This window comes from Blautia sp. DFI.3.45 (assembly GCF_020593505.1).
Classification (GTDB): Bacteria; Bacillota; Clostridia; order Lachnospirales; family Lachnospiraceae; genus Blautia_A; species Blautia_A wexlerae.
This window is the reverse complement of the sequence record NZ_JAJDMI010000028.1, coordinates 31,135-48,564: the sequence shown is the minus strand read 5'-3', so window position 1 is coordinate 48,564 and position 17,430 is coordinate 31,135. Positions and strand designations below refer to the sequence as shown.

The 17,430-nt window shown below is 42.1% G+C and carries 15 protein-coding genes, 1 tRNA gene and 1 riboswitch; of the genes, 14 read left to right on the top strand and 2 right to left on the bottom strand.

What is annotated here, in order from left to right:
• The 3 genes from LJE09_RS11065 to LJE09_RS11055 form a co-directional block, all read left to right on the top strand.
• Nucleotides 1–267, top strand: a 267-nt coding sequence (locus tag LJE09_RS11065) for a hypothetical protein (RefSeq protein ID WP_207718644.1), incomplete at its 5' end; no start/stop codon positions are given.
• Nucleotides 267–1,682, top strand: coding sequence for an amidophosphoribosyltransferase (locus LJE09_RS11060; RefSeq protein WP_008705709.1), 1,416 nt, complete (start codon nucleotides 267–269; stop codon nucleotides 1,680–1,682). The genes LJE09_RS11065 and LJE09_RS11060, both read left to right, overlap by 1 nt.
• Before the next feature lie 34 nt (nucleotides 1,683–1,716).
• The gene (locus tag LJE09_RS11055; protein WP_008705708.1) at nucleotides 1,717–2,319 is read left to right on the top strand and encodes a hypothetical protein; all 603 of its coding nucleotides are present in this window, start codon (nucleotides 1,717–1,719) and stop codon (nucleotides 2,317–2,319) included.
• Between the two features lie 78 nt (nucleotides 2,320–2,397).
• On the opposite strand, the gene LJE09_RS11050 is transcribed toward LJE09_RS11055, so the two are convergent.
• Complete coding sequence (locus tag LJE09_RS11050) at nucleotides 2,398–2,613, bottom strand: helix-turn-helix domain-containing protein (protein ID WP_020993399.1); 216 nt, start codon at nucleotides 2,611–2,613, stop codon at nucleotides 2,398–2,400.
• A gap of 349 nt (nucleotides 2,614–2,962) precedes the next feature.
• On the opposite strand from LJE09_RS11050, the gene LJE09_RS11045 reads away from it, so the two are divergent.
• The 11 genes from LJE09_RS11045 to LJE09_RS10995 all read left to right on the top strand — a co-directional run bounded on the left by LJE09_RS11045 (nucleotide 2,963) and on the right by LJE09_RS10995 (nucleotide 16,917).
• Nucleotides 2,963–4,519, top strand: coding sequence for a YifB family Mg chelatase-like AAA ATPase (locus LJE09_RS11045; RefSeq protein ID WP_227311325.1), 1,557 nt, complete (start codon nucleotides 2,963–2,965; stop codon nucleotides 4,517–4,519).
• A gap of 20 nt (nucleotides 4,520–4,539) precedes the next feature.
• Complete coding sequence (dprA, locus tag LJE09_RS11040) at nucleotides 4,540–5,457, top strand: DNA-processing protein DprA (protein ID WP_062807261.1); 918 nt, start codon at nucleotides 4,540–4,542, stop codon at nucleotides 5,455–5,457.
• A 131-nt stretch (nucleotides 5,458–5,588) separates the two neighbouring features.
• On the top strand, nucleotides 5,589–7,658 hold the full coding sequence (topA, locus tag LJE09_RS11035; protein WP_008705704.1) for a type I DNA topoisomerase: 2,070 nt from the start codon (nucleotides 5,589–5,591) through the stop codon (nucleotides 7,656–7,658).
• A gap of 371 nt (nucleotides 7,659–8,029) precedes the next feature.
• The gene (gene codY / locus LJE09_RS11030) at nucleotides 8,030–8,815 is read left to right on the top strand and encodes a GTP-sensing pleiotropic transcriptional regulator CodY (protein ID WP_008705703.1); all 786 of its coding nucleotides are present in this window, start codon (nucleotides 8,030–8,032) and stop codon (nucleotides 8,813–8,815) included.
• 406 nt (nucleotides 8,816–9,221) lie between these two features.
• Nucleotides 9,222–9,506 (top strand): co-chaperone GroES, encoded by a 285-nt coding sequence (gene groES / locus LJE09_RS11025; RefSeq protein WP_008705701.1) that lies wholly within the window; start codon nucleotides 9,222–9,224, stop codon nucleotides 9,504–9,506.
• A gap of 131 nt (nucleotides 9,507–9,637) precedes the next feature.
• Nucleotides 9,638–11,257, top strand: coding sequence for a chaperonin GroEL (gene groL / locus LJE09_RS11020; RefSeq protein ID WP_025579650.1), 1,620 nt, complete (start codon nucleotides 9,638–9,640; stop codon nucleotides 11,255–11,257).
• Between the two features lie 367 nt (nucleotides 11,258–11,624).
• A complete protein-coding gene (locus LJE09_RS11015) occupies nucleotides 11,625–12,128 on the top strand; it encodes a DUF6106 family protein (protein ID WP_022380754.1) in 504 nt (167 codons plus the stop codon).
• 109 nt (nucleotides 12,129–12,237) lie between these two features.
• On the top strand, nucleotides 12,238–13,695 hold the full coding sequence (guaB, locus tag LJE09_RS11010) for an IMP dehydrogenase (protein ID WP_008705695.1): 1,458 nt from the start codon (nucleotides 12,238–12,240) through the stop codon (nucleotides 13,693–13,695).
• Between the two features lie 246 nt (nucleotides 13,696–13,941).
• A complete protein-coding gene (locus LJE09_RS11005) occupies nucleotides 13,942–14,646 on the top strand; it encodes a peptidoglycan recognition protein family protein (protein WP_082433172.1) in 705 nt (234 codons plus the stop codon).
• A gap of 91 nt (nucleotides 14,647–14,737) precedes the next feature.
• Nucleotides 14,738–14,818, top strand: a riboswitch (ZMP/ZTP riboswitch).
• Nucleotides 14,819–14,889: 71 nt separating this feature from the next.
• Complete coding sequence (locus tag LJE09_RS11000; protein WP_008705693.1) at nucleotides 14,890–15,603, top strand: IMP cyclohydrolase; 714 nt, start codon at nucleotides 14,890–14,892, stop codon at nucleotides 15,601–15,603.
• Between the two features lie 129 nt (nucleotides 15,604–15,732).
• Nucleotides 15,733–16,917, top strand: coding sequence for a phosphoribosylaminoimidazolecarboxamide formyltransferase (locus LJE09_RS10995; protein ID WP_008705691.1), 1,185 nt, complete (start codon nucleotides 15,733–15,735; stop codon nucleotides 16,915–16,917).
• A gap of 391 nt (nucleotides 16,918–17,308) precedes the next feature.
• On the opposite strand, the gene LJE09_RS10990 is transcribed toward LJE09_RS10995, so the two are convergent.
• Nucleotides 17,309–17,381, bottom strand: a tRNA-Gly gene (locus LJE09_RS10990).
• Between the last annotated feature and the right edge of the window lie 49 nt (nucleotides 17,382–17,430).

Below are 17,430 nucleotides of genomic sequence, written 5' to 3'. Positions count from 1 at the left end.
CAATCTGGAATGAATTTTGGCTACGTTACTGTGAACGGAGTGAACAGTAACGAAATAAGATTAAAACTCTTTACTTCTAAATTTTCATTCTATATAATGGGAGTGTTGTGTGATATAACTGTTTTTACAGCAATTTGGCAGGATAAGAACTGTTATAGTGAAGGAAAACGTTATGAAACGGGCTATAGTAATCTTTTTAAATGGATTATCGAAGAGGATTATGATAAAAGTTGCCTGAAGATGATGAACAAAAGGAGAATACGATAATGGGTGGAATTTTTGGAGTAGCATCAAAGTCCAGTTGCATTCTGGACCTTTTCTTCGGAATTGATTATCATTCCCATCTGGGAACACGCAGAGGCGGAATGGCAGTGTATGATAAGAAACGTGGTTTTGACCGCGTGATTCATAACATTGAAAATGCGCCGTTCAGGACCAAATTTGATGGTGACATTGGTGAGATGGAGGGAAATCTGGGAATCGGATGTATTTCAGATAATGAACCTCAGCCTCTTCTGGTGCGCTCTCATCTTGGCAACTTTGCAATTACCACAGTTGGAAAGATCAATAACATGGATGAACTGATTGCCAACTGTTTTAAAAACGGATGCACTCATTTTCTGGAAATGAGTGGAGGAAGCGTAAATCCCACAGAAATGGTAGCTGCACTGATCAATCAGAAAGACAACATGATTGAGGGAATCCGTTATGCGCAGGAAGTGATAGAAGGTTCCATGACCATGCTGATCCTGACACCAAAGGGGATTCTGGCAGCACGTGACCGTCTGGGAAGGACTCCACTGATCGTGGGAAAGAAAGAAGATGCCTGTTGTGTATCTTTTGAGAGCTTTGCATACCTGAATCTTGGATATGAAGACCTGAAAGAACTGGGCCCCGGAGAAATTGTTGCTGTGACTCCGGACGGTGTGGAAACCCTGCAGAAACCAGGGGAAGAGATGCGAATCTGTTCTTTCCTCTGGGTATATTACGGATATCCTACTTCGGCATACGAGGGTGTGAATGTAGAAGAAATGCGTTATCATTGCGGTGATATGCTGGCCAGGAGAGACAGGGGAGAAGTAAATCCCGATATTGTAGCCGGTGTTCCGGATTCCGGTATTGCCCATGCAATCGGATATGCGAACCAGTCCGGTGTGCCTTTTGCTCGTCCGTTTATCAAATATACACCAACCTGGCCAAGATCATTTATGCCTACACAGCAGAGTCAGAGAAATCTTATCGCAAGAATGAAGCTGATTCCTGTACATCGCCTGATCAAGGATAAGAGTCTTCTGATGATCGATGATTCTATTGTACGTGGAACACAGTTAAGAGAAACGACGGAATTTCTTTACAGAAATGGTGCAAAAGAAGTACATATCCGTCCTGCGTGTCCGCCTTTACTTTATGGATGCAAATATTTGAATTTCTCACGTTCAAAATCAGAGATGGATCTGATCACAAGACGTGTGATCGCCAAACGCGAGGGAGAGAATGTCAGTGATAAAGTCCTGGCAGACTATGCAGATCCAAATTCAACAAATTATAAAGAAATGCTGGAAGAAATCCGTAAGGAGCTGAATTTCACATCACTGAAATTCCACAGACTTGATGATCTGAAAGCTTCCATTGGAATTTCACCATGTAAACTCTGTACCTATTGCTGGGATGGAAAAGAATAAGTAACGAACAAGAAACAGAAGAGGAGATGCAGATTTGTCGATAACAAACAATGGGAAACAGAAACGGAATAAAAAGAAAAAAAGACTTATAAAACTTCTGATAATTGTAATTATCCTGTTTATCCTGCTTATGCTGGCAGATACTCTGCTGCTCCAACACAGAAAGAACGTGGACAGAGAACAGAGAAAAGCAGAAGCAATCGCGGCACTGGAAAGAGTTCCCACTGTAACACCGACACCTGCAGCTACACCCACACCTACCCCAACGCCGATTCCTACGGTAACACCAACACCTGTACTGGAAAGGGCATATGTTTTTAACCCGGAGGACTATCTGGGAACCTGGCGCAGTGAGAATGGCAGGGTTAAGATCAAAATTAAGAAACTCAGTCAGAAGTCGGTTACATTCACTTATTGGCAGACAAATAAGAAAAAGACAGCTTCCTGTAAGGCAAAAGTAAAGAAATCCGTAGCAGGAAACGCAACCAGATTCTCGTTTACAGACTCGCTGGGAAATGTAGCAAAGGGTTATCTTACCTTTGATAATGGTCGTCTTTATGTGAATATTAAGACAAAAACAAAAGCGGAGGGTGCAAAAGTCCATCCTTCTGTGGATACTGTTATGATAAAAGAATAAAAGATACAAAAAATATAAAAGGATTCAGTAACATAAACAGTTACAGGAATCCTTTTATATTAAAAAAAGTGATTTTACTTATTTATTCATCTCTTTTTTATCAGTGCGTCCTACCAGATAATCAACACTTATATCGTAATAATTTGCCAGTCTGATAAGCATTTCAACCGGGATATTGCGTGAACCTGTCTCATAGTGAGAGTAGGAACGCTGGCTGATGTGAAGAATTTCGCTGAGCTGTTTCTGTGACATGTCAGCATCTGTACGTAAATCCTGAATACGCTGAAATTTCATATAGTTCACCTCTCTGTTTTGTAGTGTACTCCCAAACATGATCTGTGAAAAGCCTTCGCAGATTATGTACTGAAAAAAGTATAAAACAGAACAAAATGAACGGTTGCAAAACAGAGCAAAATGGTCTATTATAAAAATAATCTTTTTTCTAATCTGATTTCTGAAATAATTTCCAATACAATTTAAGTGATGTAACTATTCAGTCGTCCGCTGTTTGGCGAGACATACAAGCCAAAATTCCATTGCCGCAGGCAATCTGGAATGAATTTTGGCTACGTTACTGTGAACGGAGTGAACAGTAACGAATTGTTATATATTTTTTGGTGAGCATAAATATCGGGGGAGATTTATGCCGGAAGAAAGGAGTTTATATTTGTTTGCAAGTGTATTATCAGCTGCAATTTTTGGGGTGGAAGTATGCCCTGTGCAGGTAGAAGCTGATGTAAGTAACGGACTTCCTTCCTTTATCATGGTAGGATTTCCTTCTGCGCAGGTAAAGGAAGCGCAGGAACGGGTACGCACAGCACTCAAGAATAATGGTTATCAGTTTCCACCAAAGAGAATTACCGTCAATTTTGCTCCTGCAGACATGAAGAAAGAGGGCGCCGGTTTTGATGTACCGGTGGCAGCAGCAGTGTTGGCTGCTTTTGAGATGATCAGCCCTCAGGTTGTCAGCAGAGTTATGATGGCAGGGGAGATCGGTCTGGACGGAGAAATCCATGGGATATCCGGAATCCTGCCGATTGTGTTGTGTGCAAGAAGTTTGGGCAGTCGTTTTTGCGTAGTTCCCTATGAGAATCTGAAAGAAGGAAGACTGATCAGGGATGTGCCGGTAGCAGGAGTAAAAAATTTATGGGAACTGGTCGAGTGTCTTAAGAATCCGGAACCCTATCTGAAGAGGGAAATACAGGAAGAAATTCCTTCTATTATAAATACAGATATGGGAATGGATTTTTCAGACATTGAAGGACAGGAAGGAGCAAAAAGAGCGGCGGAAATTGCAGTAAGCGGATTTCACAATCTTCTCCTTATCGGACCTCCGGGAACGGGCAAAACCATGCTTGCCAGAAGACTGCCGACGATCATGCCTGGGCTTGGTTTTGAAGAAAAGCTGGAGCTTACCAGAATTTACAGTATTGCAGGACTTCTTTCAAGAGAACATCCTCTGATCGATGAGCGACCATTTCGCAGCCCTCATCATACAAGTACTCCGCAGGCAATTGCAGGAGGCGGGCGTAATCCCAGACCCGGCGAAATCACTCTTGCGCATAAAGGTGTACTCTTTCTGGATGAAATGCCGGAATTTTCCAGAGCAAGTCTGGAACTTCTGCGACAGCCCATGGAGGATAAAGTGATCCAGATAGCCAGAGCAAGCGGAACTTATAACTTTCCGGCGGATTTTATGTTATGTGCAGCGATGAATCCCTGTCCCTGCGGTTATTATCCGGATTTAAACAGATGCACCTGTACAGCAGGTGAGATCACACATTATATGGGAAAGATCAGTCGCCCTCTTCTGGACAGAATTGATATCAGCACTGAGGTACCGCCGGTTTCTTTTTCACAGCTTCACTGTGGAAGAAAGGGAGAAAATTCCGCTGCTATCAGAAAAAGAGTGGAAAAAGTACAGAAGATCCAGGAAGAACGGTATAAAGATGAGAAAATAAATTTTAACGGGCAGCTGAAGAGCAGTCTGATCGATAAATTCTGCCCTCTTACAGACAGCGCATCCCGACTTCTGGCAAGAGCTTTTGAAAAAATCGCATTCAGTGCCAGATCCTATCACAGGATCCTGAAGGTAGCCAGAACAATTGCGGATATGGAAGGGGAAGAAATGATTGCCGGTCATCATATCGGAGAAGCACTTTCGTACAGGGCATTTGACAAAGATTCTGTCATAAAATAAAGGTCAGTGAGGTATTTTATATGGAAAGAACTGATGTGAAAAATAATCATACAGAAGAATACAGTACAGGTCAGATACGATGTATTGAGAAATCAGATCCGGAATATCCTCAGATAATGAAGCAGTATTCCTCCATGCCGGCAAAGCTTTATGTAAAAGGCAGACTTCCTGATCCTAAGAGAAGAACGGTGGCAGTGATCGGTGCCAGAATGTGCAGTCCTTATGGAAGGATGCAGGCATTCCGGTATGCGAAAGCGTTAAGTGTAGCTGGAGTCCAGATTATCAGCGGTATGGCACTTGGCATTGATTCAGAAGGACATAAAGGCGCACTGGAAGGAAAGATGCCTACATTTGCGGTGCTTGGAAGTGGTGTTGATGTATGCTATCCGAAATCTAACAGAAAACTCTATGAGAGGATCTTATGGGAAAATGGCGGGATCATCAGTGAATGTCCACTGGGTTCAGGACCTGTTTCCTGGCATTTCCCGGCGCGAAACCGGATCATCAGTGCTTTGTCAGACGCGGTTCTGGTAGTGGAAGCAAAAGAAAACAGCGGTTCGCTGATCACTGCGGGATTTGCACTGGAACAGGGAAAGATGGTCTATGCGATTCCGGGGGCAGTGACAGATGAACTCAGCAGAGGCTGCCATAAGCTGATCTACGACGGCGCAGGGATTGCATACTGTCCGGAAATTATGCTGGAAGAACTTGGAATTTCGATGGAAAAAGTAACACAAAACGGTGAAAAAAACAACTTGGGACTTGCAAGAGATTTGAATATGGTGTATAGTTGTCTCGATTTACGACCAAAAAATCCCGACTACATTGTGAGAAAAACAGGCTTTTCCCCGGCACAGGTAAGCAACTGTCTTGTGGAACTGACACTGCGGGGGCTCATAAGAGAGAGCGGGAGACATTATTATGTAAAAGACAGTTGACGATTTATGATTATTGTGCTTCACGTTTCTGCGGCGCAGGGCGATTTTCATATGTAACAATATCGCTGTCAGGCAATGTGCCCGTTCAGGGACACTGTGAAGAATAACAGATTACGACTAGGAGAGGTAGCATGGCGAAATATCTGGTGATAGTAGAATCACCTGCAAAAGTGAAAACAATAAAGAAATTTCTCGGTGCGAATTACGATGTGGAAGCTTCTAACGGACATGTCCGTGATTTCCCGAAGAGTCAGTTCGGAATTGATGTTGAGCATGATTTTGAACCCAAATATATAACGATCAGAGGAAAGGGAGAACTGCTTGCAAAGCTTCGCAAGGCTGCAAAGAAAGCAGATAAGATTTATCTTGCAACTGACCCTGACCGCGAGGGAGAGGCAATTTCCTGGCATCTGATGCAGGCATTAAAAGAAGATCCGAAGAAGATGCACAGGATTACCTTTAACGAGATTACCAAGACAGCAGTAAAATCATCAATCAAACAGGCCAGAGACCTGGATATGGATCTGGTAGATGCACAGCAGGCAAGACGTATGCTTGACCGTATGGTAGGTTATACCATCAGCCCGCTTCTCTGGGCAAAAGTCAAGAGAGGCTTAAGTGCGGGGCGCGTACAGTCTGTTGCGCTTCGTATCATCTGTGACAGAGAAGATGAGATCAATGCGTTTATTCCGGAAGAATACTGGAGCCTGGAGGGAGATTTTCAGGTGAAGGGTGAGAAGAAACCGTTGCAGGCGAAGTTTTATGGAACAGATAAAAAGATGGATATCCACAGCAAAGAGGAAATGGATAAACTTCTGGCCTCTCTGAAAGATAAAGAATATGAGATCAATGAAGTAAAGAAAGGCGAGAGGATCAAGAATGCACCGCTTCCCTTTACTACAAGTACCTTACAGCAGGAAGCAGCCAAGACCTTAAACTTTTCCACACAGAAGACAATGCGTCTGGCACAGCAGCTGTATGAAGGAATTGATATCAAAGGAAATGGAACGGTAGGTGTGATTTCTTATCTGCGTACAGATTCCACCCGAATCTCGGAGGAAGCAGATGCTGCTGCAAGAGAATATATCACTGCTCAGTACGGAGAGGATTATGTTTCAAAGTCTGAGAAAGCTGTGAAAAAGGGACAGAAGATCCAGGATGCTCACGAAGCGATCCGTCCTACAGACATCAGCCGTACACCGGCTGTACTGAAGGAATCTCTTTCAAGAGATCAGTTCAGACTGTATCAGCTTATCTGGAGACGTTTTGCGGCCAGCAGAATGGCTCCTGCAAAATACGAAACAACATCTGTAAAGATTGGTGCAGACCAGTATATTTTTACAGTCTCTGCCTCCAAGATCATATTTGACGGATTTATGTCTGTATACACAGATGAAGAGGACCAGAAAAAAGGAAATGTTCTGAATCAGAGTCTTGAAAGAGGAATGAAGCTTAGTCTTAAGGAACTGAAACCAGAACAGCATTTCACGCAGCCGCCTGCACATTATACAGAGGCATCTCTGGTCAAGACTATGGAAGAACTGGGGATCGGACGTCCAAGTACCTATGCGCCGACGATCACAACGATCATCAGCCGCCGTTATGTTGCAAAAGAACAGAAGAACTTGTATGTTACAGAGTTGGGGGAAGTTGTCAATAATATTATGAAACAGGCTTTCCCGAGTATTGTAGATGTAAACTTCACTGCGACTATGGAAGGGCTTCTGGACTGTGTGGCAGCAGGAACTGTAAAGTGGAAGACAGTAGTAAGCAACTTCTATCCGGATCTGAAGAAGGATGTAGATGCTGCAGAGGAAGAACTTGAAAAGGTTGATATTCAGGATGAAGTGACAGATGTGATCTGCGAAAACTGTGGCAGACATATGGTGATCAAATATGGTCCTCATGGACGATTCCTTGCATGTCCGGGATTTCCGGAATGCAAAAATACCAAACCATATTTTGAGAAGATCGGGGTGGCATGTCCGAAATGTGGAAAAGAGATTGTGCTTAAGAAAACCAAAAAAGGACGTAAGTACTACGGGTGTGAGGATAATCCGGATTGTGATTTCATGTCCTGGCAGAAGCCATCAGCAAAGAAATGCCCGAAATGTGGAAGCTATATGGTGGAAAAGGGGAATAAGCTTGTCTGCAGCCAGGAGACATGTGGATATGTAGAGGCAAAGGACGAGAAAGAATAATAACGGATTGTAAATGTTATAAATGGGACTGTTGCAGCAGTTGAAAATGAATTTCATTAATGCAACAGTTCCGTTTTTTGTCTTACAGTCAGTGACTTTCTGACTTTTTGTCTTCAATCCTTTGAACTTTTGATGATGATATTTATTGAATAATATTATAAAAGGAATCTATTTTCAGAAAAGCAAAAATAAATAAAAAAATAGTAAAATTTGTCTTGTAATTTGACTTTAAAACGTGTAAAATCAAAGTATCAGTAATGTTAATGACCATGTGTGTCTGAATCTTCCTTGCGAGCAAAAGAAAGTGACTGCTCATTTATGAAATAATGACAGAAAGATTTCGGATATGTACAGGGTGAAAGGAGGACAATATGAGTGTTCAGCTGCTGGATAGAACAAGAAAAATTAATAAACTTCTGCATAACAGCAGTTCCAGCAAAGTGGTATTTAATGACATCTGTCAGGTTCTGATGGAGACACTGAGTTCCAACATTCTGGTTCTCAGTAAAAAAGGAAAGGTTCTGGGTGTCAGTTTATGCCCGGGAGTAGAGGAGATCACTGAACTGATCGAGGACAAGGTTGGCGGATATGTAGATTCCCTGTTAAACGAGAGATTTCTGGGTGTCCTGTCAACAAAAGAGAATGTAAATCTTCAGACACTGGGATTTGAACATGTATCAAGCAGTTATCAGGGAATCATTAATCCGATAGATATTGCAGGGGAACGACTGGGTACTGTATTTATGTATCGTTATGAGAAACCATATGACATTGAAGATATTATTGTCAGTGAATATGGAACAACCGTTGTAGGGCTTGAGATGATGAGAGCGGTTCATGAAGAGAATGCTGAGGAGGACAGAAAGCAGCAGGTAGTGAAATCTGCGTTTAATACTTTATCTTTCTCCGAACTGGAGGCGATCATCCATATTTTTGATGAACTTGACGGAGATGAGGGAATCCTGGTTGCAAGTAAGATCGCAGACCGCGTGGGAATCACCAGATCTGTTATCGTAAACGCTTTGAGGAAGTTTGAAAGTGCCGGTGTGATCGAATCCAGATCTTCCGGTATGAAAGGAACCTACATTAAAGTGCTGAATGAAGTCATCTTTGATGAACTGGAAGAGATTAAAGCTCAGAGAAATAAGAAATCCTGATATAGAAGCTTCCATAAATAATGAATGCAAGAAGGCTGTCTGCTGTATGGTGGACGGTCTTTTTATTTTATGTTAAAGAAAATTACTCCGTAATATGCTTATAACATAATAAAGCTCTCCGGACTTGTTATGACAAAATTATTTGTAAATTAAGAAAACAAAAGAAAAAAAGAGTATATATAAGTAAAAAAGAGAATATAGATTATTTTATAATGATAAAAGCACTTGCGAAATCGACTCATTTTCAATAATATAAGGACAGTGATTAGCACTCGAAGTAAATGAGTGCTAGCAAAAATCGGCAGAATCAGACAGAGTGCCGAAATAGTTACCGGATATTTTGCGATAACGAAAAGAGTACGGTAACAGGAAAGCTTTAGTTGGAGAATAAAGGAGGATATAGATCATGACATTAGTACCTTTAGGTGACAGAGTTGTATTAAAACAGGTTGAAGCAGAAGAAACAACAAAATCCGGAATCGTTCTTCCGGGACAGGCACAGGAGAAACCACAGCAGGCAGAAGTTGTAGCTGTAGGACCTGGCGGAGTTGTTGACGGCAAAGAAGTAAAAATGGAAGTAGCTGTAGGTGATAAAGTTATCTACTCCAAATATTCAGGAACAGAAGTAAAGATGGATGGCACAGAATACATTATCGTAAAACAGAATGATATTCTTGCAATTGTTAAATAAGCAATATCAAAATAGAAAACATAAATGAAGATACTTATAAGATAATATTTACAGGATGTAACATGAAATACCGGCTAAGTATCAGAAAAAATTCATAGAGATCAAAATTTGAATCAGGAGGTCATATTATCATGGCAAAAGAAATTAAATTCGGCGCAGAAGCCAGAGCAGCTCTTGAAGCTGGTGTAAATAAATTAGCTGATACAGTAAGAGTAACATTAGGACCGAAAGGAAGAAACGTAGTTCTTGACAAACCATACGGTGCTCCGCTTATTACAAACGACGGTGTTACAATCGCAAAAGAAATTGAACTGGAAGATGGATTTGAAAACATGGGCGCACAGCTGATCAAAGAAGTTGCTTCCAAAACAAACGATGTAGCAGGTGATGGTACAACAACAGCTACTGTTCTTGCACAGGCTATGGTTCACGAAGGAATGAGAAACCTGGCAGCAGGCGCTAACCCGATCATCCTCAGAAAAGGAATGAAGAAAGCTACAGATGTAGCTGTAGAAGCAATCAAGAACATGAGCCAGACAATCAGCGGCAAGAAACAGATCGCAAACGTTGCATCTATTTCCGCAAGCGATGAGACTGTTGGACAGTTAGTAGCAGATGCTATGGAAAAAGTTTCCAAAGATGGCGTTATCACAGTAGAAGAATCCAAGACAATGCACACAGAACTTGACCTTGTAGAAGGTATGCAGTTCGATCGTGGATATGTATCCGCATATATGTCAACAGATATGGAAAAAATGGAAGCAAATCTGGAAGATCCATATATCCTGATCACAGACAAGAAGATCAGCAACATCCAGGAAATCCTTCCATTACTGGAGCAGATCGTAAAAGTTGGTGCGAAACTTCTTATCATTGCTGAAGATGTAGAGGGTGAAGCTCTTACAACTCTGATCGTAAACAAATTAAGAGGAACCTTCCAGGTAGTAGCTGTCAAAGCTCCGGGATATGGTGACAGAAGAAAAGAAATGCTTCAGGATATCGCAATCCTTACAGGCGGCCAGGTAATCTCCGAAGAAGTTGGTCTGGAACTGAAAGACGCAACTATGGAGCAGTTAGGACGTGCAAAATCTGTTAAAGTTGCAAAAGAGAACACAGTTATCGTTGACGGTATGGGTGACAAAGATGCAATCGCAAACCGTGTTGCTCAGATCCGTGGACAGATTGAAGAAACAAAATCTGAATTTGATAAAGAAAAATTACAGGAAAGACTTGCAAAACTGGCTGGCGGCGTAGCTGTTATCCGTGTTGGTGCTTCCACTGAGACAGAAATGAAAGAAGCTAAGCTTCGTCTGGAAGATGCTCTTGCAGCTACAAGAGCAGCAGTAGAAGAAGGTATCATCGCAGGTGGCGGATCTGCTTACATCCACGCATCCAAAGAAGTTGCAAAACTTGCAGCAACTCTGGAAGGTGACGAGAAGACAGGTGCAAATATCATCCTGAAAGCTCTGGAAGCTCCTCTGTTCCGTATTTCTGCAAATGCAGGACTTGAAGGTTCCGTAATCATCAACAAAGTAAGAGAATCCGAACCGGGAATCGGCTTTGATGCTTTGAACGAAAGATATGTAGATATGGTAAGCGAAGGTATCCTTGATCCTGCAAAGGTTACAAGAAGTGCTCTTCAGAATGCTACAAGCGTTGCGTCTACATTACTTACAACAGAATCTGCTGTTGCAATTATCAAAGAAGACACACCTGCACCGGCTGCTAACCCGGGAATGGGAATGATGTAATTTTTAATAAACGATAAAATTATACTGCAGTATGCTCAGATAAAAATAGTATGTTACTGTTCATTCCGTTCACAGTAACATAGCCAAAATTCATTCCAGATTGCCTGCGGCAATGGAATTTTGGCTTGTATGTCTCGGGATTTTGGCATATTCATGCCAAAACACCTCGCGGAACAGTGGTGTGTGAACAGTAACAATAGTACATAGTACAGGTGGAATATGTGAAACGGAACCGTCGTCATAGACGATGGTTCCGTTTTGTGATATAATGCAGAAAAACAGCATGATGAATAAAATATAATTGTTAAATATGCTGTGCAAAAAAAGCTGTTTTCAACAGCTGAACAAATGAAAAGGAGACGAAACAATGGGCGACTTGTATTCAGAATTACTGGTAAAGAAAGATAAGACGGCTAAAGACAGCCTGCTCAAATACGGTCTGATCGTTTTGACAGTGCTGGCAGTATTTGCCGGACTTATCATCACACCGCTGGCACTGATCATTGCCGTAGCGCTTGGAATTGCATGCTATTTTGTAATCCCGAAAACAGATGTAGAATATGAATATCTGTTTATCAATGGCGATTTTGACATCGACATGATCATGTCAAAGACAAAAAGAAAGAAAGTAAAGAGCTTCAAATTATCAGAAGCAGATCTGGCAGCACCGCTGGATTCCCACAGAATGGACTATTACAACGGAAACCAGAACATGAAAGTACTGGACTTTTCATCAGGAAATCCAGAGCATAAACGCTTTGGTGTTATCACAAGACTGGACGGAAATTTATGCAAGATCATCCTGGAACCGGATGAGGCACTTGCACAGGCTATGAAAAATTCAGCACCGAGCAAAGTTTTTTTGGATTGACATAGAATCTGATTTTTGTTACACTTGTTGAAAATAAAAGGACCAGTTGCTGGTTCCTTTTTACATTACAATAGTAATTTAATTTCATATACGCAAGGGAGGAAATGCAATGGGTACTATCATTGGTGAAGGCATTACTTTTGATGACGTGCTGTTAGTTCCGGCATATTCAAAGGTAATTCCGAATCAGGTAGATGTCACAACTTACTTAACAAAGAAGGTTAAACTGAACATTCCTATGATGAGTGCAGGAATGGATACAGTAACCGAGCATCGCATGGCGATCGCTATGGCGAGACAGGGTGGTATTGGTATTATTCATAAGAATATGTCCATTGAAGCGCAGGCAGAAGAGGTAGACAAGGTAAAACGTTCTGAGAACGGTGTTATCACAGATCCTTTCTATTTATCTCCTGAACATACACTTAAGGACGCAGATGAGTTAATGGCAAAGTTCCGTATCTCCGGTGTGCCGATCACAGAGGGCAGAAAACTGGTCGGAATCATTACTAATCGTGATCTGAAATTTGAGACAGATTTCAGCAAGAAGATTAAAGAGTGCATGACTTCTGAGGGACTGATTACAGCCAAAGAGGGAATTACACTGGAAGATGCCAAGAAGATTCTGGCAAAATCACGTAAAGAGAAATTACCCATTGTAGATGATGACTTTAACTTAAAAGGCTTAATTACTATTAAAGATATTGAGAAACAGATCAAATATCCTCTGGCTGCAAAGGATGAGCAGGGACGTCTTCTCTGCGGTGCTGCGGTAGGAATCACTGCTAATGTACTTGCACGTGTTGATGCACTTGTAAAGGCATCTGTAGATGTGATCGTAATTGATTCTGCACATGGACATTCAGAGAACATTCTGAAGGCTGTACGCGAGATCAAGGCAGCATATCCGGAACTGCAGGTAATCGCAGGTAACGTAGCAACAGGTGCTGCGACAAAGGCTCTGATCGAGGCCGGTGTAGATGCAGTTAAGGTTGGTATCGGACCTGGATCTATCTGTACCACACGAGTTGTTGCAGGTATCGGTGTTCCGCAGATCACTGCTGTTATGGACTGCTACGAAGCTGCAAAAGAATACGGAATCCCGATCATTGCAGACGGTGGTATCAAATATTCCGGAGATGTCACAAAGGCAATCGCAGCCGGTGCGAATGTCTGCATGATGGGAAGCATGTTTGCAGGATGCGACGAGAGCCCGGGAACATTCGAACTGTATCAGGGCAGAAAATATAAAGTATACCGCGGTATGGGATCTATCGCAGCTATGGAGAACGGAAGTAAAGACCGTTACTTCCAGGAGAATGCGAAGAAACTTGTTCCGGAAGGCGTAGAAGGACGTGTTGCTTACAAAGGACATGTTGAGGATACTGTATTCCAGCTCATGGGCGGTCTCCGTTCCGGTATGGGATATTGTGGAGCAGAAACTATTGAGAAGCTTAAAGAAACAGGCAGATTCATCAAGATTTCTGCTGCATCTCTTAAGGAATCTCATCCACATGATATTCATATCACAAAAGAAGCTCCGAACTATAGCGTAGATGACAAATAATAAATTTCAGGTGTAATATATGCCCCGGCTGGCTGCTGATGGAAAGAAATAAGATTTCCAGGCATGCCGGCCGGGGTATTTTTGGCAGGGAGTAAAATCCCGTAAGAGAAGGTAAAAATGCAAAAGCATACAAACAAAAAGAAAAAAACAGATACCAGAACAGGGAAAACTGCAGTAAAAAAGAAAAACAGCAGGTCGAAAAGACGAAAGAGCAGCAGAGTAAGGCAGAGAAATCAGAGAATTCTTATGAGCCTTATGCTGCTCGTGATCATAGTTCTGATCGGGTGGATCATAATAAATCGGGCCAGTGAAAATGGATGGAGTATTGGGGACTTTTTACATAATTCTGACACGATGATTTCTGATGCGGAACAGTCAGGAACAGATAATGCGGATTCTTCAGGCGGACCGGAACAATGGCAAAAAGAAGGGGCGCCGTACATAGATGTGGAACTGCTGACACCGAATGAATATTCCAGACCGCAGATTCCTATTGAGAGTGTACAGTATATTGCCATTCATTATACTGCAAATCCGGGGGCAACAGCCATTGCAAACAGGAACTACTTTGAGAATCTGGCGACTACTCATGACACAAAGGTGAGCAGTCATTTTGTAGTGGGGCTGGATGGGGAAGTGGTGCAGTGTATTCCTACGTCAGAGATGTCCTATGCGACGAACTCACGTAATGTAGATACTTTGTCCATCGAGTGCTGTCATCCGGATGAGACGGGGAAATTTAATGAGGCAACTTATGATTCGGCAGTGAAGCTTTCTGCGTGGTTGTGCGTGCGGTTTGGGCTTACATCAGAGAACGTGATCCGGCATTATGATGTTACCGGAAAAAACTGTCCGAAATATTATGTGGAGAATCCGGATGCATGGATACAGATGAAATCGGATATTGCGGCGCAGATTGATGTTGATTATGGTTTGCAGGATGTTCAGTAAAACGAAAATTCAGCACAGTACAAAAAAATTTGCCTTGAAATCCACAAAGAAGTATTGTACTATAATAACAACGTGTGATTTTTTTTCACGACAGTGCCTGCATGACTGGCGGAAGTAGGATTACCTACAGGGAGTGCAGCGAGTATATGAGCCGACCGCCTGGGCAGCCTGGAAATTATTCAATGAATAAATAGGTTTCCCAGGCTTTTTTTAACCTTATTTTTAACGAAAAGGAGAAAAATTATGGAAATGTTATCACTGGAAAAAGAACTGAAAGAGAATTCCTATCCTGGCAGAGGAATTGTGATTGGACGTTCCGCAGACGGTAAGAAAGCAGTGACAGCTTATTTCATCATGGGCAGAAGCGAGAACAGCAGAAACAGAGTATTTGTAGAGGATGGTGAGGGAATCCGTACCCAGGCATTTGATCCGTCCAAACTTACAGATCCGAGTCTGATCATCTATGCACCTGTACGTGTACTGGGAAACAAAACAATCGTAACTAACGGAGATCAGACAGATACCATTTATGAGGGAATGGATCATCAGCTTACTTTTGAGCAGTCCTTAAGAAGCAGAGAATTCGAGCCGGACGGTCCGAACTATACACCTCGTATCTCCGGTGTTATGCACGTAGAGAACGGAAAATTCAACTATGCAATGTCAATTCTCAAGAGCAACAACGGAAATCCGGATGCATGTAACAGATACACATTTGCATACGAGAATGCCATTGCAGGAGAGGGACATTTCATCCATACTTATAAATGTGACGGAAATCCACTTCCAAGCTTTGAAGGCGAACCGAAACTGGTAGCAATTCCGGATGATATGGATGAGTTTGCAGAACTTCTCTGGAACAGCCTGAACGAAGATAACAAAGTATCTCTGTTTGTAAGATATATTGATATTGAGACAGGTAAGTACGAAAGCAAGATCATTAATAAGAATAAATAATAGTCACTTACTGAGTACAGATAGTGCTCATAGATTATTGTGAACATAAGATGATGCTTTCGCAGTAAGAAATTATTTACAGGAATTAATTTTAAAATACTTATTTGGTTCATACGGAGGATTTATATAATGAAAGAATTCGAATTAAAATATGGCTGTAACCCGAATCAGAAACCTGCAAAAATTTATATGGCAGACGGATCTGAGCTTCCGGTAAAGATCCTTTCCGGAAGACCGGGATATATCAATTTCCTGGATGCTTTTAATGGCTGGCAGCTGGTATCCAATCTGAAGAAAGCAACAGGACTTCCTGCTGCTACATCTTTTAAACATGTATCTCCTGCCGGTGCTGCTGTAGGACTTCCTCTTACAGAGACTCTGGCAAAGATCTACTGGGTAAATGATATGGACTGGAAGAATTTTTCACCATTAGCATGCGCTTATGCAAGAGCTCGCGGTGCTGACAGAATGTCCTCTTTTGGTGATTTTATTTCTCTTTCTGATGTGTGTGATAAAGATACAGCACTTCTGATCAAGAGAGAGGTATCTGACGGTGTTATTGCACCTGGATACACAGAGGAAGCGCTGGAGATCCTGAAGCAGAAGAAAAAAGGAAATTACAATGTGATCCAGATCGATGAGAACTTTGTACCGGCTCCGCTGGAACACAAAGAAGTATTTGGTGTAACTTTTGAGCAGGGCCGTCAGGAGCTTGAAATCGATGATGCAATGCTTTCCAATATTGTGACAGAGAATAAAGAGCTTACAGAGGAAGCAAAACGAGATATGAAGATTTCTCTGATCATCCTGAAATATACACAGTCCAACTCTGTATGTTTCGTAAAAGATGGACAGGCTATCGGTGTTGGTGCAGGACAGCAGTCACGTGTACATTGTACAAGACTTGCAGGACAGAAGGCAGACAACTGGTTCCTTCGCCAGTGCCCGAAAGTGCTGAATCTGCCATTTAAAGATACAATTTCACGTGCGGAACGTGACAATGCCATTGATGTTTATATCGGGGATGAATATATGGATGTACTTGCTGATGGTATGTGGGAGAAAACTTTCACAGAGAAACCGGAAGTATTTACAAAAGAAGAGAAACGTGCATGGCTGGATCAGATGACGGATGTTACACTGGGATCTGATGCATTCTTCCCATTCAGTGATAATATTGAGCGTGCTCATAAGAGTGGCGTGAAGTATATTGCGCAGCCGGGTGGATCTGTGCGTGATGATGCTGTGATCGAGACTTGCAATAAATATGGAATGGTGATGAGTTTTACTGGTATCAGATTGTTCCATCACTAAGGTGCTGGTATGGGGACGCGCAGGACATTATATGTTTTTGTCCGCGGTTTCGGAGCCTAAGAAAAACTAAGCGCCAGGAAATCTGCTAAAAACATGTAAAAAAATTTCAAACTCGCCGCAAATGTGGCTCAGACAGTGAAATTTTTTTACATAACGCAGATTTCCTGGCGCTAACTTTTTCTAAGACTCCTGCAAATGCGGGCAAAAACATATAATGTCCTGCGCTGGTGTAGAGCCGCGTAGCGAAGCGGATTGCGAATATACGCTTGACTCAGGGATGTTAATCAAGGATATTGGCTATAGATGTTATTCGCAGATATGGAATTGCTATAGTTATGGAAAGTTAATAGAAGGGGATGAAAAAAGCATCAGCCTTAGCTGATGCTTTAAGAGCGATAGACGGGGCTCGAACCCGCGGTCTCGACCTTGGCAAGGTCGCGCGTTACCAACTACGCCACTATCGCATTTATGATGTCAGTTGAGTGATTACCTCAGCGACAAAATATATGATAC